Raw genomic sequence first — 21,335 nt, forward strand, 5'->3', positions numbered from 1 at the left:
CGTCTCTCCCCTACTGAGTATAGTGGAAGGCATGGAGCGCCCAAGGAGGCTTCGGTCCCCCCTGCTCCGCCCCCTGGTGGCCGAGGTGGAGCTTTCCCCAAAGCACCTCATCCTCCCTCTCTTCGTGAAGGAGGGCGGGGAGAAGGAGGAGGTTTCCTCCATGCCCGGGGTCTTCCGCCACCCCCTCGCAGGGCTTCCCCGGGTGGCGGAGGAGGCCTTGAAGGCGGGCCTCGGCGGGGTCATCCTCTTCGGCGTCCTGCCCCAGGAGGCCAAGGATCCCCTGGGGAGGGGGGCCTACGCCGAGGACGGGGTGGTGCAGCGGGCCATACGGCTCCTCAAGCGGGAGTTCCCCGAGCTTCTCGTCGTGGCCGACACCTGCCTTTGCGAGTACACGGACCACGGCCACTGCGGCGTGGTGAAGGAGGGTCCCCTGGGCTTCTACGTGGACAACGACGCCACCTTGGACCTCCTCGCCAGGACCGCCCTCTCCCAGGCCCAGGCGGGGGCGGACGTGGTGGCCCCGAGCGCCATGATGGACGGGCAGGTTAGGGCCATCCGGGAGGCCCTGGACCGGGGAGGGTTCGCCCACGTGCCCATCCTCTCCTACGCGGTGAAGTACGCCTCCGCCTTCTACGGGCCCTTCCGGGAGGCGGCCCAAAGCGCCCCGGGCTTCGGGGACCGCTCCGGCTACCAGATGGACCCCCGGGCGGGCCTCTGGGACGCCCTTCGGGAGGCGGCCTTGGACGACCTGGAAGGGGCGGACATGCTCATGGTGAAGCCCGCCCTGCCTTACCTGGACGTGCTCCATGCCCTGAAGGGACGCTTTGCCAAGCCCCTCTTCGCCTACCAGGTCTCCGGGGAGTACGCCATGCTCAAGGCCGCGGCCCTCAAGGGGTGGCTGGACGAGAGGCGGGCCGTGCTGGAAAGCCTCTTCGCCCTGCGCCGGGCCGGGGCCCAGGGGATCCTCACCTACTACGCCCTCGAGGCCGCCCGCTGGCTTAGGGAGGCCTAAGTGGCCACGCGTTATTTCGCAACAGGGGTTACCCAAAGCAAGGCTGGGGAAGCTCCCTTTTGGGGCCCCCGCCGCGGCGGGGTGCTTAGACCTCCTTGGGCCTCGGGGCGGGGATGCCCCCGGTGAGGAAGGCGTAGCCCGCGGCGAGGGCCACCATGGCCCCTGCGAGGAGGAAGACCCTGGGGGCGCCCAAGGGTTCCTCCAAGGCCCCGCCCCACATGGTGCCGAGGAGGACGGCGGCGTTCATCACCGCGCTGAAGGCGGCGAAGATCCGCCCCCGCATCTCCTGGGGGGTGTTGAGCTGGAGGATGGAGCGGGCGGGCACGATGAAGGCCATGTTGAGGAAGCCGCTCACGAAGAAGGCGGCGAGGACCCAGGCGTAGACGGGGAAGAGCCCCACCGAGGCCTCAAAGACCCCGAAGAGGAGAAGGGCGAGGAGGAAGAGGCGCTCCCGGGGGATCCGCCTCAGGAGGTAGGGGAGGCCCACGCCCCCCAGGATGGCCCCCAGGGCCATGGCCGCCTCCATGAAGCCGAACCCCGCCGAACCCACCCCGAGCCACTTGAGGGCCAGGACCACCCCCAAGGCGGTCTCCACCGAGCCGAAGGCGGCGGCGGCGAAGAGGGTGCCCACGGTGCGGCGGACGGCGGGCTGGCGGAAGAGGTGGCCCAGGCCCTCCTTCACCCGCTCCAGGTACCCCGCCTTGGGCAGGGCCTGGGGCTTCAAGGGGGGAAGGCCGGTGAGGAGAAGGCCCGAGGCCAGGTAGGTGAGGGCGTCCAGGTAGAAGGCGTAGGCGGGGCCCACCCAGGCCACCAGAACCCCGGCCGCCCCCACGAAGAGGACCTCGGAGATGCGGTCGGCGAGGAGGATGAGGCCGTTGGCCTCGTCCACCTCCTCCTCGGGCACCAGGTCGGGAACCACGGCGTTTTGGATGGGGTCGTGGAGGTCCCGGAGGAGCTCCATGAGGAAGACGAGGAGGAGGAGTGCGGGAAGGCTCTTGGCCCCGAGGAGGGGGATGAGGGCCACGAGGGGGGCCCTGAGGAGGTCCGACCAGACCAGAAGCCGCTTCCGGTCCTGGGTGTCGGCCCAGGCGGAAAGCAGGGGGGAGAAGACCACGGTGCCGAGGAGCTGGGTGCCCAGCACCAGGGAGACCCAGAGGGCGTTTTCCGTGAGCAGGTAGACGAGGACGAGGAGGGCCACCCGGTGGACCTTGCTCCCCGCTTGGGAGACCAAATAGGCCGCCACCAGGCGGGCGAAGGCCTTATGACGCAAGACCCGCATCGCTGCTCCTTGGAGGGGATTATACCTTGGCCTTTCTCCAGGTCAAGGGAGCGAGAGGAGGGTGTAGGCCAGGCGGCGCCCTTCCCGGGCCAGGACCAGGGCCTTTCCCCCCAGGCGGTAGACCAGGAGGTCTTTTAGCCGCCTCGGCACCTCCCCCGCCTGGCCCAAGTAGACGGCGTCCTCCTTCAGGCGCACGGAGAGGACGTGCTGGTCCACCTTCAGGGCCTGGGGCTCGGGGGTCAAGGCCAGGAAGTGGACCTCCCCCCCGAGGGTCTCCCGGGTGGGGGGGCGGCGGCCCAGGTACTCCCGGAGGGCTTGGCCCAGGGTTTGGGCCTCCGCCTCCAGGCCCAGGGCCTGGCCCACCTCTTGGAGGAGGGGAAGGGGGTCGGCCTGGCCCAGGCGCTTGAGGGTGAGGTCCAGGCCCTTGCGGGCGAAGTCCTGGAGGGCCTCTTCCGGCGCTTTGCGGTACTTCTCCGCCAGGGCGGGGCCGAAGGCCTGGGCCTGGAACTCGCCTTTGAGGCGGGCGGAAAGCCCCCTCAGGAGCCGGAGGTAGGCGTAGTCCTTTCCCGGGTGGAGGAGGTAGGCGAGGAGCCTTCCCTCGGACAGAAGCTCGTAGAGGCGGAGGCCGCTTCGGGCCTCGAGCCTCAGGTGGAGGAGGTCGTTTTCCCGCACCGCCCACACCTCCAGGTCCTCCCAGGGGAGGACGAGGGTGTCCTCCAGGGGGTGGTCCTCCCCCTCGAGGCCCAGGTACCAGGCGCCCTCCGCGTGGCTCAGGATGAGGGTGAGGGGGCCGAGGACCACAGGGCCCGGGGCGAGGCGCAGGGTGAGGAGGCCCTCCTCCTCTTGCCCGGGCTCGGGGACCCTGGGCCAGGGGGTCTCCCCCTGGGGGGTGGGGAGGAGGCTGAGGAGGGCGACCACCTTCTCCAGGGCCACGCGGAACCGCCCCTTCTCCTCCTCCAAGAGGAGCTCCCGCCGCCTCGCCTCCTGGGCCGCCTTGCGCAGGCGCTCCTCCAGCTGGGCCACCTCCTTCTCGCCCGCGCCCAGGCGGCGGGCCTCCTCCAGGGCCCGGCGGAGGGCGGGGAGGTCGGGCTTCGGCGGGAGGTTGTAGGCCCCCTCCCACTCCAGGAGGCGGTTCAGGAAGCGCCGGACGTAGGTGCGCGTCTCCTCCGGGGGAAGGGGGAGGAGCTTGGGAAGCTCCCGCGCCGTCTCCAGGAAGTCCACCACCAGGGCCTGGGCCACCTTGGGGTCGTCCAGGTCCATGAGCGTGTCGGAGAGGGAGGGGATGGGACGGGTGGGGACGAAGCGGGAGAGGTTGAAGTCCCTCTTGAACCCCGGGGTCTCCCGGTAGAGGGCGAAGTTGTCCAGGAAGGCGTGGATAAGCCGGAGCTCCTCCCGCCTCCCCGCGAGGAGGGCCTCGAGGCGGGCCTTCACGTCCCGCTCCACCTGGAGCCGCCACACCTTGAGGGCTAGGGCGGCCAGGGGGCTCGCCTCCGGAGGCGGGGGCTCGGGCTCCTCGGGCACGGCGATGGCGGGGAGCTCCACGGGGGCTTGGGCCTCGGGGGCGAGGGCCCGCCTTTGGGCGCGGAAGCGGGCGTCCGCCTGGCGGAAGCGCTTGGCCAAGGGCCCCGGCAGGCGGGACTGGATGAGGAGTTGGCGGAGCCTTAGGAGGGCCTGCTTCCCCCCTTTAGGCGTGCGGCCCTGGAGGAGGTCCTCCACCCGGTACTCGTAGAGGTCCACCAGGTCGTCCAGGTGGTCCACGGCTCCATCCTATACAATAGAGCCGATGCGCATCGCTCCCCGGCTGAGCGTGGCCGCTGTTTCCCACGTGGGCCGCCGCCAGAACAACGAGGACTTCCACCGGGTCCTCCCCCTGGAGACGCCGGCAGGGCTTTTGCTCCTCCTCGCGGTGGCCGACGGGATGGGGGGCCTCGAGGCCGGGGAGTGGGCGAGCAAACTCGCCATTGAGGCCCTTTCCGAGGTGGCCCGGGGCTACGCGGAGCACCTCCAGAGCGGCCGCCCCGCCGTGGGCCTTGCCCGGGTCATGGAGAAGGGTTTCCTCCTGGCCCGGCGCCGGGTGGAGCGGGAGGCGGGGCGGCCCGAGCGCCGGGGGATGGGCACCACCCTCACCGCCTTCCTCTACGCCGACTGGCTCAAGGAGGGGGTGGTGGGGCACATCGGCGACTCCCGGGCCTACCGCTTCGGCCCCACCGGGGTTTTTCGCCTCACCGAGGACCACTCCTGGGTGGCGGAACGTCTGAAGGAGGGGGTCCTCACCCCCACGGAGGCGGAGCGCCACCCCTACCGCAACGTCCTCACCCGGGCCCTGGGCCTTCCCGAGGCGCGCTTTGACCTCGTGGAGGTGCGCCTCGCCCCGGGGGAGGGGGTGCTTCTCGTGACCGACGGGCTCTACGGGCACGTACCCGAGGAGGAGTGGCGGCTTGGGCGGGACCTCCAGGCGAGCCTGGAGGCCATGGTGGCCGAGGCCTTGCGGCGGGGCGGGGACGACAACGTCACCGCCGTGGCCCTGCGGGTGGAGTGATGGCCCTGCTCCTCGCTGCCCTCCTCGTCCTCCTCACGGTCCTCCTGGCCGTTCGCCTCCCGGCCTGGGCCTCGGCCCTTCTCCTCGGCCTTCTCGCCGGGAGCGGGTACGCCCTGGGGGTCCGCTCGGAGGCCTTGCCCGCCGGGGCGCTCCTCTTGCTCGGGGCCCTCGCTGCGCCCCGCCTCTACTTGGGCCCGAGGCGGCGGAAGCGGCCCGAGCGGCGGCCCCCAGGCCCAAAGCGCCCCGCCGCGGCGGGGACCACGGCCGAGCGGGAGGCCCTCTCCCAGCGGTACGAGATCCTGGAGAAGGTGGGCCTCGGGGGGATGGCCACCGTCTACAAGGCCAAGGACCGCAAGACGGGCCGCTTGGTGGCCCTGAAGGTTCCCCAGGAGCGCTTTCTCGGGGACCCCAGGTTCGTGCGCCGTTTCCACCGGGAGGCTGAGGTCCTTACCCGCATGGACCACCCCAACATCGTCAAGGTCTACGACCACGGTCAGGTGGAGGGCGTCCACTACATCGCCATGGAGTTTCTGGACGGGGAGGGGCTGGACAAGCTCATAGAGGAGAGGCGCCTCTCCCTTAGGCAGGCGGCGGCCATCCTGGCCCGGGTGGCGGACGCCCTGAGGCACATCCACGCCCAGGGCATCGTCCACCGGGACATCAAGCCGGGGAACATCATGGTCCTCAAGGGGGCCTTGAGGGAGGAGGGGGTGGACCCCAGAGGGGTGCGCCTCATGGACTTCGGCATCGCCGCGGGCCGGGTGCTCACCCGCCTCACCATCACCGGGGCCCGGATCGGCACCCCCGTGTACATGAGCCCGGAGCAGGCCAAGGGGCAGAAGCTGGACCACCGCTCGGACATCTATTCCCTGGGGATCGTCCTCTACGAGGCCCTCACCGGCCAGCCCCCCTTCACCGGGGGGTACGAGACGGTGATCCATCAGCAGATCTTCCAGATGCCCACGCCCCCCAAGCAGCTCAGGCCCGAGATCCCCCAGGCCCTTTCCGACCTGGTCCTGAGGATGCTGGAGAAGGACCCCGCCAAGCGGCCGGGCCTGGACGAGGTGGTGCGGGTCCTCGAGGGCCCCTGGGAGGAGGAGCGCGAGCTTTCCGAGGCCCAGTACCTCCTGGTGGCCGTGGAGGCGAAGAAGGGGGCGGTGCGCCTCTTGGACCTGGGGGGCACCCCGGCCCGCCTCCTCTCCGGGGTGGGGTCGGGGGCGGGGCAGTTCCCCTCGCCTCCCTTGGCCGTGGCCGCCGATCCTGGGGGGGGGATCTGGGTCGCCGTCTTCCAGCACGGGGAGAAGCTCCTCCACCGCCTCTCCCCTCAAGGGGAGGTCCTCCTCTCCACTGGGCCCTACGGGATGAAGCCGGGGGAGTTCCTCCTCCCCGTGGGGCTCGCCGTCCTCGAGGACCAGGTCTTCGTCTTGGACGGGGAGACGGCCACGGTGAGCCGGCTGGACCTCGCGGGGCGGTACCAGGGCCGCTTCGGGGGCCAGGGGCTTGGGCGGGGCACCTTCCGAGACCCCAAGGCCCTGGTGGCGGCCGAGGGGCACCTCTTCGTCCTGGACTACGGCAACCGGCAGGTGCAGCGCCTCACCCCCGAGGGGGCGTACCTCTCCCGCTACGCCTTCCGCCGCTCCCGCGAGGACGGGGCCCTTAGGCTCCTCGGGGGGCTGGGGGCGGGGGAGGGCCGGCTCTACCTTTACGACGTGGAGGCGGTCAAGGTCCGGGTGTTGGACCTCTCGGGGCGGCTTCTCGCCTCCTACCCCCTGCCCCTTCTGGAGGGGGAGGACCGGATGAGCCTGGTGGAGCTCCTTCCCGTGGGCCGGGTCCTATACGCCGCCCGCCGGGGCTCTAGCCGCATCCACCGGATCTCCCTGGACACCGGGGAGGCCCTTCCGCCCTTGGAGGTCTACGCGCCCGTGCGGGGCCTGGCCCTTTGGAGGCGGACGCCGTGAGGGTGCTTCTGGTGGAGGACGACCCCGGGGTGCGGGAGGCCTTGGAGCTCGGCCTTTCCCTGGAGGGGCACGAGGTGCGGGCCGTGGACCGGCCCGAGGAGGCCTTGGGCCTTCTTTCTTGGGCCGAGGTGGTGGTTTTGGACGTGCTGTTGCCCCAGGGAGACGGGTTTTCCCTTTTGCGCGCGATCCGGGAGCGCTCCGAGGTCCCCGTCCTCATGCTCACCGCCTTGGACGGGGTGGAGTGGCGGGTGAAGGGCCTTAGAGAGGGGGCGGACGACTACCTGGTGAAGCCCTACAGCCTCCAGGAGCTTTTGGCCCGCCTCGAGGCCCTGGTCCGCCGGGCGCGGAGGCGCGAGGAGGTCCTCGCCTACAAGGACCTCCGCCTCTACCCCCGGCGCATGGAGGCCTTCCGCGGGGAAAGGCGCCTCGCCCTCTCCCCCAAGGCCTTCCTCCTCCTGAAGGCCTTCCTCGAGGCCCCGGAGGAGGTTCTGTCCAAGGAGGCCCTGATGCGGAAGGTCTGGGGGGAGGAGGTGGAGCCCGCCACCTTGGAGGTCCACCTCTCCGCCCTGAGGAAGGCCTTGGGGGAGCCCAGCCCCATCCAGACGGTGCGCGGGTATGGCTACCGCCTTTTCCTCCCTGAGGGCTAGGCTCTTCGCCCTCCTCCTCCTCGCCCTTTTCCTCCTCCTTGCCCCCTTGGCCTGGCTTTCCGCCCGGGAGGCGGAGCGGGCCGCGAGCGAGGACCTGAGGCGGGCCCTCTACACCCGGCTTTACCTCCTCCAGGCGGAGGGGATCCGGGACGAGGAGCGGCTTCTTCGGGAGCTTTTCCGCCTGGCCCAGCTCTTCGGGGGCGGGGTGGGGTTTGTCCTCCGGGAGGGAGAGGCCCGCTTCACCCAGCTCGGGGACTGGCCTTTACCCCCCGGGCTTCCCGCGGCCTTGGCGGCGGAAGGGGTCTACCAGGGGGTCTTTCGGGGGACGCTCTATGTGGCCCTGGCCCAAGGAGGGCTCGCCTACGGCCTTGCGGTGCCCCTGGAAGGGGTTTCCGGGCTCGGCCGGCGCCTCCTCGCCCGCTACGCCCTCTGGGGCGGGGGGCTTTTGCTTGGGGTCTTCCTCCTCGCCGCCCTCGCCCTTTCCTGGGCCCTCCGTCCCCTCCGGGACCTGGAGAAGGCCTTGCGGGCCCGGGCGCCCGAGGACCTGAGCCCCCTCCCCGACCCGGGCCTGGCCGAGCTGAAGCCGGTGGTGGCGGCGCTGAACGCCCTTTTCGCCCGGGTGGGGCGGCTCCTCGCCGAGCTTGCCGAGAAGGAGGAGGCGGCCCGGCGCTTCGCCCGCCACGCCTCCCACGAGCTCCGCACTCCCCTCACCGCCCTCAAGGGCTACCTGGAGGTGCTGCGGCGAAGGCCCGAGCCCCGGGCCCTGGAAGGGGCTTGGCGGGAGGCCGGGCGCATGGAGGTCCTCCTCGCGGGGCTTCTCCGCCTCTCCCGCCTCGAGGCCCTTCCGCCCCAGAGGGTCCCCTTGGACCTCCGGGCCTTCCTGGAGGCCCAGGGCCTCGAGGTCCAGGGGGAGGGGAGGGTCCTGGCCGACCCCGAGCTTTTGGCCCTCGCGGTGGAGAACGTTCTGGAGAACGCGCGCCGCCACGGCAGGCTTCCCGTGCGGGCGGAGCTTTCCCGGGAAGGGGAAGGGGTCTGGGTCTGGCTCGTGGACGCGGGCCCCGGGTTCCCCGAAGACCTCCTTCCCCGGGTCCTGGAGCCCTTCGTCCACGGGGGCAAGGGGACGGGGCTCGGCCTCGCCCTGGTGGCCGCGGTGGCCCGGGCCCACGGGGGCAGGGTCCGCGTGGAAAACCGCGGGGGGGCGGGGGTGGGGCTTTACCTGCCTTTGGCTCCGCTTAAGGTTTCCCCCGGTGCGCCCTTTGGGGAGGGGGGCTAGCCTGGGTCCTGGGAGGTGATGCGGGATGAAGAAAGCGGTTGTCGGCGTGCTGGCTCTTTTGGCGGGCCTCTCCCTGGCCCAGCAGGTGGACTACCGGGAGGCGGCCTGGGCGGCGGCGGCCCTCGCCCGGCTGCAGACCGTGGCCGAGAAGGCCTCGGGGGAGGAGAAGCTCCTCTCCTGGGCCAAGGAGCTCAAGGCCCGGGCGGAGAAGAGCTACGAGGCCAAGGCCTACTTCAAGGCGGCCCGGGAGGCCCAGGCCGCTCTCCTCCTCTACCGGGCCGCTCAAGGGGAGCCCGAGGCCCCCATGGGCTACCGTCACGGCCATGGCCCTAAAGACTGGGGCCGCTGGGGCAGGGACCTTTCCGCCCGTCTTGGCTCCCGCGCCCAGGCCCTGGTGGACCGGGCGGAGAAGGAGCGCGTCTACTACCGGGGGCAGGACCCCCTGGTGCAAAGCCTCATCGCCGAGGCCAAGGCCCGGCTGGACAAGGAGCCCGGAAGGGCCTTCCTCCTTGCCCAGGCGGCGCTGGCCCTGATCTCCGCCGAACGGGGGTTCTAAGGTAAGGATGCGGTGGCTCGTCGGCCTCCTCCTCCTCGCCCAGGCGGTCCTGGGCCAGGGGGAGGCCGACGGGCCGGTGGCTTCTCCGTCAGGAGCCCACCTGGCGGAGCGGGCGCTTTTCCGCTGCCTCGAGGTCCTCAAGGGCCTCGAGGTCCAGGCCTTCTACCGGGAGGGGCCGGGCCTCCTCGTCCTCCTCGGGCGGGAGCGGTCCCTCCTCGTTTTGGCCCTGGAGGGGGGAAGGCTTTGGCCCCACCCGCGGCCGCCCCGGGGGAGGCCCCTGCCCAAGCGGCCCTTTCCTTTCCTGCGGGAGCTCACCCTGGCCCCCTGGGTGCTGGAGGTGGAGGGGGAGTACCGCTGCTTCGTCCTCCACCGCGGGCGGGTGGTGGGGATCCTCCGCCTGGACCAGGACCTCCGCCCCCTGCCCCTCTTTTAGGCCGGGCAAAGGGGGTGGGGAGGCCCTTTGGGGCCCCCGCCGCGGCGGGGGGCTTAAGTACCCCACCGCGGCGAAAGCCGCGGTGGGGGCCCCAAGAGGACCTTCCCAAGCCTTATTTCGGGCGACCCATGTTGCGAAATCCACGTGCAGCCACTTAGCCTTGGCCCCGGCATGTGCTAAGCTTTTCTCCGTGTGCCCCTTGGGGGCTTGGGAGGAGCCATGGAGTACCGTTTGAAAGCGTACTACCGCGAGGGAGAGAAGCCGTCGGCCCTCAGGCGGGCGGGCAAGCTGCCTGGGGTCATGTACAACCGGCACCTGAACCGGAAGGTCTACGTGGACCTGGTGGAGTTTGACAAGGTCTTCCGCCAGGCCTCCATCCACCACGTCATCGTCCTGGAGCTTCCCGACGGCCAGAGCCTGCCCACCTTGGTCCGCCAGGTGAACCTGGACAAGCGGCGTCGGCGCCCCGAGCACGTGGACTTCTTCGTCCTTTCCGACGAGCCGGTGGAGATGTACGTGCCCCTCCGCTTCGTGGGCACCCCGGCCGGGGTGCGGGCGGGCGGCGTGCTCCAGGAGATCCACCGGGACATCCTGGTGAAGGTCTCCCCCCGGAACATCCCCGAGTTCATTGAGGTGGACGTGAGCGGCCTGGAGATCGGCGACAGCCTCCACGCCTCCGATCTCAAGCTGCCTCCGGGGGTGGAGCTCGCCGTCTCTCCCGAGGAGACCATCGCCGCCGTGGTCCCGCCCGAGGACGTGGAGAAGCTCGCCGAGGAGGCGGCGGCCGAGGTGGTGGAGCCCGAGGTCATCAAGAAGGGCAAGGAAGAGAAAGAGGAGTAGCCCAAGGGTCCGGGCGTGTTCCTGGTGGTGGGCCAGGGGAACCCGGGGGAGCGGTACGCCCGCACCCGGCACAACCTCGGCTTCATGGTCCTGGACCGCCTGGGCCTTTCCTTCCGCCCCCGGGGGGAGGCGCTCGTGGCGGAGGCGGAGGGCGGGTTGTTCCTCAAGCCCCTCACCTACTACAACCTCACGGGGCAGGCGGTGGCCCCCCTCGCCCGCTTTTACAAGATCCCTCCCGAGCGGATCCTGGTGGTCCACGATGAGATGGACCTCCCTTTGGGGCGGATCCGCTTCAAGGCCGGGGGGAGCGCCGCCGGGAACCGGGGCGTGCTCTCCATAGAGGAGGCCCTGGGCACCCGGGCCTTTCATCGCCTGCGCCTCGGCATTGGGAAGCCCCCGGACCCTTCCCGGGGGGCGGAGTACGTGCTCTCTCCCTTCCGCGAGGAGGAGCTTTCCGTGGTGGAGCGGGTCCTCGAGGCGGCCAAGGAGGCGGTCTGGTGCTGGGTGCGGGAGGGCCTTCCCCCCTGCGCCGGGCGCTTCAACGGCCTGGACCTCTCCTTGGGGTAAGCTCAGGCCATGAGGGTTCTCCTGATCGCCGGGGGCGTAAGCCCCGAGCACGAGGTTTCCCTCCTCTCCGCGGAAGGGGTTCTGCGCCACATGCCCTTCCCCACGGACCTCGCCGTGATCGCCCGGGACGGGCGCTGGCTTCTGGGGGAAAAGGCCTTGGCCGCCTTGGAGGCCAAGGCGGCCCCCGAAGGGGAGCACCCCTTCCCCCCGCCCCTCCCCTGGGAGGGGTACGATGTGGTCTTCCCCCTGCTCCACGGCCGCTTCGGGGAGGACGGGACGGTCCAGGGCTTTCTGGAGCTTTTGGGCAAGCCCTACGTGGGGGCGGGGGTGGCGGCGAGCGCCCTCTGCATGGACAAGGACCTGAGCAAGCGGGTCCTCGCCCAGGCGGGGGTGCCCGTGGTCCCCTGGGTGGCGGTGCGGAAGGGCGAGCCCCCCATGGTGCCCTTTGACCCCCCCTTCTTCGTCAAGCCGGCCAACACCGGCTCCAGCGTGGGGATAAGCCGGGTGGAACGCTTCCAGGACCTGGAGGCCGCCCTGGCCTTGGCCTTCCGCTACGACGAGAAAGCGGTGGTGGAGAAGGCCCTTTCCCCGGTGCGGGAGCTGGAGGTGGGGGTCTTGGGCAACGTCTTCGGCGAGGCGAGCCCCGTGGGGGAGGTGCGCTACGAGGCCCCCTTCTACGATTACGAGACCAAGTACACCCCGGGCCGGGCCGAGCTCCTCATCCCCGCGCCCTTGGACCCCGGCACCCAGGAGACCGTCCAGGAGCTCGCCCTCAAGGCCTACAAGGTGCTCGGGGTGCGGGGGATGGCCCGGGTGGACTTCTTCCTCGCGGAGGGGGAGCTTTACCTGAACGAGCTCAACACCATTCCCGGCTTCACCCCCACGAGCATGTACCCCCGCCTCTTTGAGGCGGGGGGGGTGGCCTACCCGGAGCTTCTCAGGCGCCTGGTGGAGCTCGCCCTCGCCTAAGCGCCCCTCGGGCATTCCCTGCCCGCTTGGGCCAGCCCGGGTTAGATGTCTAGCTCCGCGTAGCGGGCGTGCTCCTCAATGAACTCGCGCCTCGGGGCCACGTCCTGGCCCATGAGCTTTTCAAAGAGCTCGCTGGCCTCGAGGGCGTCCTGGAGCTCCACCCGCTTGAGGACCCGCTTCTCCGGGTTCATGGTGGTCTCCCAAAGCTGCTCCGGGTTCATCTCTCCCAGGCCCTTGAAGCGCTGGACCTCGTAGGGCTTGCCTTCCAGCTCCTTGAGCCGGGCCTGGAGCTCCTCTTCGGAGTAGAGGTACTCCACCTTCTTCCCCACCTGGAGGCGGTAGAGGGGAGGCTGGGCGATGTAGACGTGGCCCCGTTCAATGAGGGGGCGCATGTAGCGGTAGAAGAAGGTGAGGAGGAGGGTGCGGATGTGGCTCCCGTCCACGTCAGCGTCGGTCATGATGATGATCTTGTGGTAGCGGAGCCCGTCCAGGTCAAAGTGGGCCTCCCCATCCCCCCCGATGCCCACGCCGATGGCCGAGACCATGGCCCGCACCTCGGCGTTCTTCAGGGCCTTGGAAAGCCCCGCCTTCTCCACGTTGAGGATCTTCCCCCGGAGGGGCAGGATGGCCTGGAAGCGGCGGTCCCGGCCTTGTTTGGCGCTTCCCCCCGCGGAGTCCCCTTCCACGATGAAAAGCTCCGCCTCCTCGGGGTTTTCCGTCTGGCAGTCGGCGAGCTTGCCGGGAAGGTCGTCGGACTCCAGGGGGTTCTGCCTGCGGACGAGCTCCCTCGCCTTCCTCGCCGCCTCCCGGGCCTGGGCGGCCCTCAAGGCCTTCTCGTAGAGGGCCTTGGCGATGCGGGGGTTCTCCTCCAGGATCTCCAGAAGCCGCTCGTAGACCACCTGGCCCACGGCGCTCCCCGCCTCGGGGTTTAGGAGCTTCCCCTTGGTCTGCCCCTCAAACTGGGGGTTGGGAAGCTTCACCGAGACCACGGCGTAAAGCCCCTCCAGGAGGTCGTCCCCCGTGGGCTGGGGGCCTTTTTCCTTGTTGAGGCCCGCCTTCTTGGCGTACTGGTTCAGGGCGCGGCTGTAGGCGGACTTGAAGGCGGTGAGGTGGGTGCCCCCGTCCCGGGTGGGGATCATGTTGGCGTAGGTGAGGATCTCGGCGTTGTACCCCTGGGTGTGGAGGAAGCCCACCTCCACCTCCACCTCCCCGTGGGTGCCCCGGATGAGGAAGGGCTTCTCGTAGAGGAGGTCCTCCCCCTCGGCCAAGGCCTTGGCGAAGGAAGCCACGCCCCCCTTGTCCAGGAAGACCTCCTCCTTGCCGTGCTGCAGGTCCTTGAAGACCAGCTTGAGCCCGGCCACCAGGTAGCTCACCTCCCGGAGGCGGGCCCGGATCTTGCTCGGGTCAAAGCGGAGGTTCCCGAAGATCTCGGGGTCGGGCTTGAAGGTGACCCGGGTGCCGGTCTTCCCTTTAGGGGCCTCGCCCACCACCCGGAGGGGCTCCGTGACCTCGCCCCGGCTGAAGGCGATCCGGTGGTGCTTCCCCTCCCGGAAGACCTCCACCACGGTCCACTCGGAAAGGGCGTTCACCACGCTCGCCCCCACCCCGTGGAGCCCCCCGGAGACCTTGTAGGCGCCCTGCTCAAACTTGCCCCCGGAGTGCAAGGTGGTGTAGATGACCTCCACCGCGGGCTTTCCCTCCTCGGGCATGAGGTCCACGGGGATGCCGCGGCCGTTGTCCTCCACGGTGAGGGAGCCGTCCGGGTTTAAGGTGGCGACGATCTCCGTGGCGTAGCCCGCCAGGGCCTCGTCCACGGCGTTGTCCAGGATCTCCTTGAAGAGGTGGTGGTACCCCTCCACCCCCGTGCCGCCGATGTACATGGCCGGGCGGTGGCGGACCCCCTCCAGGCCCTTGAGCACCTTAATGGCAGAAGCGTCGTAGCTCACCCCCTCAGTATAGCACAAGCCGGGATGGGCGTTTTTCCCTTAAAAATGGGGGGTCTTCCCGCCTAAGCCCGGAGGGTTTATGGGACTGGGGCCAATGTGCGGCCCTTTTCTGCCCGGGCGTTTCCCGGGTATCCTGCGCCCATGGTTTGGGTGCTTCTGCACGCTTCCCTTGGCCTCTTCCTCCTTTTGGCGGTGCCCGCCTTGGCCCTCGTGGGCCTTTGGGGCTTTTTCCGCCCCCTTCCTCCCCGCTTTTACGCCTTTCTCCGGGGGGTGGCTTGGGTGGCCATCCTCCAGGTCCTCCTAGGCTTCCTCCTCTTCCTCCAGGGGCTAAGGCCTAAAGACGGCCTCCACCTCCTCTACGGCCTCCTCCTCGCCGCCGGCCTCCACTACCTGGGGGGCCTCGAGCCCGGGGGGTGGTTCTACCGGGGCCTCAAGGACCCGCCCAAGCGCCCCGAGGTCTTCGTGGCCCTGGGGCTCCTCTTCTGCGTGGGGCTCGTCCTTCGGGTGTACTTCACGGGCCGGTGAGGGCTTCCTGCGCCACCCTTTCCCAGGAGATGATCCCAGACAGGGCTGGAGCGTTTTCCTGGAGGAATCTTTCCACACCTTTTACGTAGCTTTCTTGGAAAATAACAAAGCCGTTGGGCAAACGTCCAAGGTGATGGGCAACCCTTGCCCACAGGAGGTGAGTTTCTTTCTTGGTTCGGGCTCGTTCGGCTCTTTTTAGTATTTCCTCCAGACTTTGTAGAGTGTAGGGGACCTCGAGGAGAGCAAAGTTTTTTAGCTTCTTTAAAAAGCGGTTGTCTCCCCGGGCTTCCGAGCGGTAAGTCTCCTTCTTGATCTGGATGCCCGCTTGATGCCCACCCACTTGGATCAGTGCGTCTACCCCTTGGGCATCGAGCTCTGGGGTAGCTGTCAGAGGGAACCCGCAAGAAGCGTTCCAACGGTAACAGAAGTGGAATTGAGTCCAAATGGAAACGGCGGTCCGGTAAAGCCTGGCCTCGAGGCCGAGGCGGACAAACTCGTAGGAACACCCCCAGAAGTACTTGCGAATGAACTCGTCCAAAGGCTTTAGACGCGTCTCCCACCAGCGGTTAAAGAAGTCTTCGTAGCTGGGAAAGGAAGGGTCATCCCCATCGGGCTTCCAGTAGTGTTCGTATAAGTCTGGAAGGGGATTTAACTCTCTAGGCAGGTCTTGTTCTACCGTTTTGATGGGTCGGTACTTGCGCTGGTAGGCATCAAGGTCCAAACGTCCGAGAAAGTTTTCGAAAGCCTCAAGAGCTGCTTGGGTTTGTCCGGAAGCCATTTTCCCTCCTCACAGGAAGCCGCTCCAGCATCCTTAGCGTCAAATGCGGCACAAAATCCCGGTAAAGGGTTCTAACATACACTTGCATCTTCTCGGAGTTTAACCACTCTACCAAGAACAGGGGGTCTAGCTTCACGCCCTCCTTGGGCAGAAGGTGGAACTCCTCCCTCCACGGATAGGCCTTCTCGTCCCAAGCGGCCACCACTTTGGTCCCTTTGGTGTGGGCCACCACCAGGTGGGGGGTGGCGTAAAAGTCCCTAAGCTCCTTGGCTCTTTCTTTGGGCATCCAGAGGCCAGAGTAATTGCTCTCGTAGTCTATCCATCCTGGCTTTAGGTTTCTTCCCGTTAGGACAGGAACGAGGCCTGGTCCCGGTTCTCTTCGGACGGCGGGATGCTTCTTGAACTCCGGACTCCTGGCGGCGAAGCGGATGTGGAACAGGCTGCCTAGAGGAGTCCCGGAGGCCTCCATTTCCCTGGTCCACCCTGTTTCGAAGCGGATGATTTCCCCATTCCATTCGGGGTCCTCGCTCCACAGGAAGGGGATGAAGCCTTCCCCTTCCTTTCGGGTGTCCCAAAGGGCTAGGCCCCTTCCTCCCTTTCGGAACCGGAGGACCACGGCGCTCACCTTTCTTCCGGGGAAGACCTCCCCTAAATAGTAGACCTCCGTTCGCCCTTCTCGGGCCAGGAACGCCCGGAGGAGAGAAAAATCGTCCAGAACAAGCCACGTGGCCGGGACCACGAAGACCAGGGTTCCCCCCGCCCTAAGGAGGCGCACGGACTGCTCGATGAAGGCCCCGTAGAGGTTGTACTTGCCCTTCCAGGTGGAAAGGGCTTTCTTGTAAAGCCCTTTGGCCTCCTTGAGGACGTGGATGGGGTACTTAGAAGCCTCTCCCACGATGCCATAAGGGGGATTGCCCAGGATGAGGTCAAAGGCTTCCCCCGGCTCCCAGAGGAGGAAGTCCGCCACCACCCCTTCCGCCCAAGGGGGGAGGTCCAGGGCGTTGGGGTCTATCTCCACCCCCACGAAGCGGTAGCCGGTGCCGTGGGCCTCCCGGAAGGCCCGGAGGAAGGGCCCATGGGCGCAGGCGGGCTCCAGGACCCTCCCCCCTTTCGGGGCCTCGGCGAGCCCCACCATGAAGCGCACCACCTCAGGGGGAGTTTCCACCCGGCCCAGGCTCCTCTCGGAGGGCGTGGGAGGGAGGGAAGGAGGGAAGAGCATTTAGCGGATTATACCGAGCTTCCGTCCCACCTTGGCGTAGGCCTCGAGGGCCCTATCCAGCATCTCCTTCGTGTGGGCGGCGGTGACGATGTTGCGGATCCTCGCCTTCCCCCGGGGCACGGTGGGGAAGCCGATGCCCACGGCGAAGACCCCTTCCTCCAGGAGGAGGCGGCTCGCCTCAAAGGCCAGGGGGGCCTCGCCGAAGAGCACCGGGGTGATGGGGGTCTCGCTCCCCAGGGTGTCGTAGCCCAGGCGGGCGAGCTCCCGCTTGAAGTAGCGGGTGTTCTCCCAGAGCCTTTCCACCCGCTCGGGCTCCTTCTCTATCAGCTCCAAGGCCCCAAGAAGCGCCCCCACCACCGCCGGGGGGTGGCTCGTGGAGAAGAGGAAGGGCCTGGCCTTGTTGATGAGGAGGTCCTTGAGCTCCCGGGCCCCCGCGGCGTACCCCCCGATCCCCGCCCAGGCCTTGGAGAGGGTGGCCACCTGAATGACGTCGGGGTCCTGGTGGAAGCCGAAGTGGTGGACCGTGCCTTTCCCCTTCTCCCCGAGGACCCCCGAGCCGTGGGCGTCGTCCACGTAGACCACCGCCCCGTACTTCTTGGCCAGGGGGACGATTTTGTCCAGGGGGGCGATGTCCCCGTCCATGGAGAAGACCCCGTCGGTGACGATGAGCTTGAGCCCGTCGGTGTCGTGGGCCTTGAGGAGCTCCTCCAGGTGGGCCACGTCCGCGTGGCGAAAGACCACCCGGGTGGCCTTGGTGAGGCGGAGGCCGTCAATGATGCTGGCGTGGTTCAGCTCGTCGGAGAAGACCACGTCCCCCTCCTTGAGGAGGGCCCCCAGCACCCCCTGGTTGGCGGTGAAGCCCGACTGGAGGACGAGGGCGCTTTCCGTGCCCTTGAAGCGGGCCAGGGCCTCCTCCAGCTCCAGGTGGTAGGTGAAGGTGCCGGCGATGGTGCGCACCGCCCCGCTTCCCGCCCCCCACTTTTCCAGGTACTGCCGGGCCTTCTCCTTGAGGTAGGGGTGGTTGGCGAAGCCGAGGTAGTTGTTGGAAGCGAGGTTCACCACCTCCCGCCCCTCCACCCGGGTGACGGGCTCCTGGGGGGCCTCGAGGACCTTGGGGGAGATGTAAAGCCCCTCCCGCTTGAGCCTTTCCAGCTCCTCGCGGACGCGTGCGCGCAAGTCCAGGCTCATGGCCTTATCTAACCGCCTTGGCCCCGGGGCTGTCCAGGGCCTCACCTTCCTCTGACCGAAAAGCGCTACCCTAGGGATGGGAGGTGGTAGCGGTTCCATGAGGGCCGAGCTGCAAGCCGAAACCGAGGCCGAGCGCCTGGAGCGCCGGGCGAAGCTCCACGAACTCCTCCACCGCTTGCGGGGGGAGCCGAACGTCCTCCTTCCCTTCCACCAGGCCCTGGCGCTGAGGCCCAGAGGGGAGCGCCATCTGGGCCTCAGGACCATTGAGGTGGACAAGGTGGTGGGCTCCGTGGACCGCTACGAGGACTTTGACCACCGCTTCCTCCCCAAAACCCCCCACACCCTGGAGCGCTGGAAGCGCCTCCGCGCCCTCCAGCTTGAAGGGGTGGAGTTTCCCCCCATAGAGGTCTACCAGGTGGGGGAGGCCTACTTCGTGAAGGACGGGAACCACCGGGTGGCCCTGGCCAAGGCCACGGGGCAGAAGTTCATTGACGCTTACGTCATCGCTCTGGACGTCCCCGTGCCCGTGGAGCCCGGGGACACGCCCAAAGACCTCCTCCTCAAGGCGGAGTACGCCCACTTCCTGGAGAAGACGCGGCTCAAGGAGCTCCTTCCCGAGGCGGAGGAGATCCGCTTCACCACCTTGGGCCGCTACGACCTCCTCCTGGACCACATCGCCACCCGCCGCTACTTCAAGGGGCTGGAGGAGGGCCGGGAGATCCCTTGGGAGGAGGCGGTGGTGGACTGGTACGAGAACCTCTACAAGCCCACGGTGGAGGCCATCCGCCGCCTGGGCCTCCTCAGGGACTTCCCGGGCCGCACCGAGGCCGACCTCTACCTCTGGGTCATGGACCACCGCTACTTCCTGGCCCAGGAGCTCGGGGTGGACCCCGGTCCCGAAGGGGCGGCGGAGAGCTACGAAGCCCGCTTCGGGGGCGTGTGGAAGCGGCTTGGCGGGGGGCTTAAGCGCCAGTTGAAGGCTTTTTTCTTGGCGAAGGGAAAGGAGAAATTCTAGCGGCCCGAATTGCCGTGTCAAGTGCATATGCACTCGCTTCTCTTTGGTTTTCCCCTTAGGCTCACCCTAGCCCCAAGCTGTGTGGGGTAAAGTCAAGGGTCAAAAGGGAGGTGAGCCTACAGTGAAGAGGGCTTGGTTTCTTCTGAGCGCTTTTGCCCTGGCCGCTTGCGCACCCCAGGTGACGACCAAGGTGGATTCGGGGCTTTCCCCGGACAACCCTTATGCCACCTACACGGGGCCTCGGGCGAAGGTAGTTGTGGCTTCATTCCCGTGTAAGGCGGAAAAGTGCGGTCCTGGTGTGGATTCGTCCCAAGTGGGTGCGGCCGTTTTGGGTAAGCTTTTCGGCATCGAGGTGTCCACCAGCAAGGGCGATGTTGGGGCTGGGATTGCCGATATGCTTACCACTGCTCTTATTAACTCCAACCACTTTATCGTCTACGAGCGCTCTATCCTAGATCAGCTGCAAAAAGAGAGCCAAATCGGCAATCAGGCTCAGCAACTGCAGGGGGCGGAGATTTTGATCACCGGGACCATCACTGCCTTTGAGCCGGACGCCGGCGGTACCCGTGGTGGAGGCGGTGGGTTAATTGGAGGCCTCTTGGGAGCCGTTACGGGAGGTCAAAAGAAGGCCTACGTGGCCGTGGACTTCCGTGCGGTGGATGTTCGCACGGGAGCTGTGGTGGCCGCCTTCCGGGTGGAGGGAGAGGCTTCGGACACGGACTTTGGGGGCTTGCTTGGGGCCTTGGTACCCGGGGCTGCCTTGGGTGGCGCTTTGAGCCAGTACCAGAAAACCCCCATGGGTAAGGCCTTGGCTGTGATGGTGGGCAAGGCGGTTGAAGAGCTGATCCGTCGCATCCCCCCCTCTTACTTCAAGTACGGCCCGGACGGGCAGCCTGTGCCTCAACCTGCGAAGTAGGTGTGTGAGGATGGGGAGCGGCCTTAAGGCCGCTCCCCGCTTGACGTTCCGGTCTTTTCGCTGCATTCTGTATACAGGATGCACGCCCTGGGCTTCCGCCGCCCCAACCAGGTGCGCGAGGCGGTCTACCGTCACCTCAAGGACCTCCTCCTCTCGGGCCGCTTTGCCCCGGGGGAGAGGCTTTCCGAGCCCCTTTTGGCCCAGGAGCTCGGCGTTTCCCGCACCCCCGTGCGGGAGGCCCTGATGCGCCTCGCCGAGGAGGGCCTGGTGGAGCTCGTCCCGGGGAGGGGGGCGAGGGTTAGGGCCTTTGCCCCGGAGGAGGTGGAGGAGGTCTACGGGGTGCGGGCCCTTTTGGAGGGGGAGGCGGCGCGGGAAGCGGCTTTGAGGGCCACGCCCTGGGAGCTCGCCGAGCTTGAGCGCCTCCTTCGGGCCATTGACGAGGCCCCCCGGGAGGACTACCCGGAGCAGATGCGCCGCGACCTGGAGTTCCACCGCGCCTTGGTGCGGCTATCCGGGAACCGGACGCTTTACCGCCTCTACGAGGATCTCCTCGCCACCCTGGCCCTGGCCCGGAGCGCCCTGCCCACCCTTTCCCAGGACGAGGCCACGAGGCGGGAGCACCGGGCGATCCTCGAGGCCCTCCTCCAAAGGGACGCCGAGGGGGCGAGGTGGGCGGTGGAGGCCCACGTCTTCCGCTTCCGCGACCTGGTGGTGGGGCGGCTTCGGAAGGAGGGAGGATGAACCTGGACCTGGCCTACCGTTCCTTCGTGCTTTCCGTGGCGGGAAACCCGCAGGTGGAGCGCCTCATCAAGCACCGGGCGAAGGCCCTGGTGCGGCGCTACGTGGCAGGGGAGACCGTGGAGGAGGCCCTTAAGGCGGCGGAGGTCCTGGAGCGGGAGGGCGTCCACGCCATCCTGGACCTTCTGGGCGAGGGGGTGAAGACCGAGGAGGAAGCCCGGGCCTTCCAGCGGGGCATTTTGGAGCTTATATGGGCTTTGTCGGAGAAGCCATGGCCTAAATACGTCTCCCTGAAGCCCACCCAGCTCGGCCTAGACCTCTCCGAGAACCTCGCCCTCGCCCTTCTGCGCGAGATCCTGAGGGAGGCCGAGCCCCGGGGGGTCTTCGTGCGCCTGGACATGGAGGACTCCCCCCGGGTGGAGGCCACCTTGCGCCTCTATAAGGCCCTGAGGGAGGAGGGGTTTTCCCAGGTGGGGGTCGTCCTGCAAAGCTACCTCTACCGCACGGAGAAGGACCTTTTGGACCTCCTTCCCTACCGCCCCAACCTCCGCCTGGTGAAGGGGGCCTACCGGGAGCCCAAGGAGGTGGCCTTCCCGGACAAGCGCCTCGTTGACGCCGAGTACCTGCACCTGGGGAAGCTTGCCCTCAAGGAGGGGCTTTACGTGGCCTTCGCCACCCACGACCCCAGGATCATCGCCGAGGTCAAGCGCTACACCGAGGCCATGGGGATCCCCAGGTCGCGCTTTGAGTTCCAGCTCCTCTACGGGGTGCGCCCCGAGGAACAGAGGCGGCTCGCCCGAGAGGGGTACACGGTGCGGGCCTACGTGCCCTACGGCCGGGACTGGTACCCCTACCTCACCCGGAGGATCGCGGAAAGGCCGGAGAACCTCCTCCTCGTCCTGAGGAGCTTGGTCTCCGGCTAGAGGAGGTGGACGAG

Annotated in this window: 21 protein-coding genes; 15 read left to right on the plus strand and 6 right to left on the minus strand. The window is 68.2% G+C overall.

Annotated elements, in window-relative coordinates; translation table 11 throughout:
• Positions 1-31: 31 nt before the first annotated feature.
• Entirely contained in the window at positions 32-1,012 is a 981-nt protein-coding gene (hemB, locus tag TthTMY_RS01765; RefSeq protein ID WP_096411740.1) for a porphobilinogen synthase, read from the plus strand.
• Positions 1,013-1,097: 85 nt separating this feature from the next.
• Here the strand turns inward: hemB and TthTMY_RS01770 are convergent, their stop codons facing one another.
• Both TthTMY_RS01770 and TthTMY_RS01775 read right to left on the minus strand, forming a co-directional pair.
• Positions 1,098-2,291: an MFS transporter gene (locus tag TthTMY_RS01770; protein WP_096411742.1), complete on the minus strand. Its 1,194-nt coding sequence runs from the start codon at positions 2,289-2,291 to the stop codon at positions 1,098-1,100.
• A gap of 42 nt (positions 2,292-2,333) precedes the next feature.
• Positions 2,334-4,049 (minus strand): hypothetical protein, encoded by a 1,716-nt coding sequence (locus tag TthTMY_RS01775; protein ID WP_223903357.1) that lies wholly within the window; start codon positions 4,047-4,049, stop codon positions 2,334-2,336.
• 25 nt (positions 4,050-4,074) lie between these two features.
• Here TthTMY_RS01775 and TthTMY_RS01780 point away from each other — a divergent pair, with 25 nt between their 5' ends.
• The 9 genes from TthTMY_RS01780 (at position 4,075) to ddl (ending at position 12,073) form a co-directional block, all read left to right on the plus strand.
• Entirely contained in the window at positions 4,075-4,830 is a 756-nt protein-coding gene (locus TthTMY_RS01780; RefSeq protein WP_172844670.1) for a PP2C family protein-serine/threonine phosphatase, read from the plus strand.
• A complete protein-coding gene (locus tag TthTMY_RS01785) occupies positions 4,830-6,788 on the plus strand; it encodes a protein kinase domain-containing protein (protein WP_223903358.1) in 1,959 nt (652 codons plus the stop codon). Before TthTMY_RS01780 ends, TthTMY_RS01785 begins: the two co-directional genes overlap by 1 nt.
• Positions 6,785-7,435, plus strand: a complete 651-nt coding sequence (locus TthTMY_RS01790; protein WP_011228792.1) for a response regulator transcription factor — start codon at positions 6,785-6,787, stop codon at positions 7,433-7,435. Before TthTMY_RS01785 ends, TthTMY_RS01790 begins: the two co-directional genes overlap by 4 nt.
• Positions 7,404-8,708, plus strand: a complete 1,305-nt coding sequence (locus TthTMY_RS01795; protein WP_096411746.1) for a sensor histidine kinase — start codon at positions 7,404-7,406, stop codon at positions 8,706-8,708. The genes TthTMY_RS01790 and TthTMY_RS01795 overlap by 32 nt, the downstream gene beginning before the upstream one ends.
• A 25-nt stretch (positions 8,709-8,733) precedes the next feature.
• Complete coding sequence (locus TthTMY_RS01800; RefSeq protein WP_096411747.1) at positions 8,734-9,264, plus strand: hypothetical protein; 531 nt, start codon at positions 8,734-8,736, stop codon at positions 9,262-9,264.
• A gap of 7 nt (positions 9,265-9,271) precedes the next feature.
• Complete coding sequence (locus TthTMY_RS01805; RefSeq protein ID WP_096411749.1) at positions 9,272-9,697, plus strand: hypothetical protein; 426 nt, start codon at positions 9,272-9,274, stop codon at positions 9,695-9,697.
• Between the two features lie 219 nt (positions 9,698-9,916).
• A complete protein-coding gene (locus tag TthTMY_RS01810) occupies positions 9,917-10,537 on the plus strand; it encodes a 50S ribosomal protein L25 (protein WP_096411751.1) in 621 nt (206 codons plus the stop codon).
• A 15-nt stretch (positions 10,538-10,552) separates the two neighbouring features.
• Positions 10,553-11,104, plus strand: coding sequence for an aminoacyl-tRNA hydrolase (gene pth, locus TthTMY_RS01815; RefSeq protein WP_096411754.1), 552 nt, complete (start codon positions 10,553-10,555; stop codon positions 11,102-11,104).
• A 9-nt stretch (positions 11,105-11,113) separates the two neighbouring features.
• Entirely contained in the window at positions 11,114-12,073 is a 960-nt protein-coding gene (ddl, locus tag TthTMY_RS01820; RefSeq protein ID WP_096411758.1) for a D-alanine--D-alanine ligase, read from the plus strand.
• A gap of 41 nt (positions 12,074-12,114) precedes the next feature.
• Here ddl and TthTMY_RS01825 read toward each other — a convergent pair whose 3' ends face one another.
• Positions 12,115-14,019 carry a DNA topoisomerase subunit B gene (locus TthTMY_RS01825; protein ID WP_096411762.1) on the minus strand — a complete coding sequence of 635 codons (1,905 nt, stop codon included), beginning with the start codon at positions 14,017-14,019 and terminating at the stop codon, positions 12,115-12,117.
• A gap of 141 nt (positions 14,020-14,160) precedes the next feature.
• Here TthTMY_RS01825 and TthTMY_RS01830 point away from each other — a divergent pair, with 141 nt between their 5' ends.
• Positions 14,161-14,544, plus strand: coding sequence for a hypothetical protein (locus tag TthTMY_RS01830; protein WP_096413086.1), 384 nt, complete (start codon positions 14,161-14,163; stop codon positions 14,542-14,544).
• Here the strand turns inward: TthTMY_RS01830 and TthTMY_RS01835 are convergent.
• From TthTMY_RS01835 to TthTMY_RS01845, 3 genes are read right to left on the minus strand one after another with little or no spacing between them, the layout of a single operon-like run.
• Positions 14,531-15,322: a TaqI family restriction endonuclease gene (locus TthTMY_RS01835; protein WP_096411765.1), complete on the minus strand. Its 792-nt coding sequence runs from the start codon at positions 15,320-15,322 to the stop codon at positions 14,531-14,533. The genes TthTMY_RS01830 and TthTMY_RS01835 overlap by 14 nt on opposite strands.
• Complete coding sequence (locus TthTMY_RS01840) at positions 15,291-16,541, minus strand: TaqI-like C-terminal specificity domain-containing protein (RefSeq protein WP_096411769.1); 1,251 nt, start codon at positions 16,539-16,541, stop codon at positions 15,291-15,293. Before TthTMY_RS01840 ends, TthTMY_RS01835 begins: the two co-directional genes overlap by 32 nt.
• Positions 16,542-17,729 carry a glycine C-acetyltransferase gene (locus tag TthTMY_RS01845; protein ID WP_096411773.1) on the minus strand — a complete coding sequence of 396 codons (1,188 nt, stop codon included), beginning with the start codon at positions 17,727-17,729 and terminating at the stop codon, positions 16,542-16,544.
• Between the two features lie 97 nt (positions 17,730-17,826).
• Here TthTMY_RS01845 and TthTMY_RS01850 point away from each other — a divergent pair, with 97 nt between their 5' ends.
• The 4 genes from TthTMY_RS01850 (at position 17,827) to TthTMY_RS01865 (ending at position 21,321) form a co-directional block, all read left to right on the plus strand.
• On the plus strand, positions 17,827-18,744 hold the full coding sequence (locus tag TthTMY_RS01850; protein ID WP_096411776.1) for a DUF4032 domain-containing protein: 918 nt from the start codon (positions 17,827-17,829) through the stop codon (positions 18,742-18,744).
• 178 nt (positions 18,745-18,922) lie between these two features.
• Positions 18,923-19,660, plus strand: coding sequence for a CsgG/HfaB family protein (locus TthTMY_RS01855; protein WP_223903359.1), 738 nt, complete (start codon positions 18,923-18,925; stop codon positions 19,658-19,660).
• 78 nt (positions 19,661-19,738) lie between these two features.
• Positions 19,739-20,401, plus strand: coding sequence for a GntR family transcriptional regulator (locus tag TthTMY_RS01860; RefSeq protein ID WP_096411784.1), 663 nt, complete (start codon positions 19,739-19,741; stop codon positions 20,399-20,401).
• Positions 20,398-21,321 carry a proline dehydrogenase gene (locus tag TthTMY_RS01865; protein WP_096411786.1) on the plus strand — a complete coding sequence of 308 codons (924 nt, stop codon included), beginning with the start codon at positions 20,398-20,400 and terminating at the stop codon, positions 21,319-21,321. The genes TthTMY_RS01860 and TthTMY_RS01865 overlap by 4 nt, the downstream gene beginning before the upstream one ends.
• Positions 21,322-21,335 lie beyond the last annotated feature (14 nt).

The sequence above is a fragment of the Thermus thermophilus genome (assembly GCF_019974155.1).
GTDB classification, from domain to species: Bacteria; Deinococcota; Deinococci; order Deinococcales; family Thermaceae; genus Thermus; species Thermus thermophilus_C.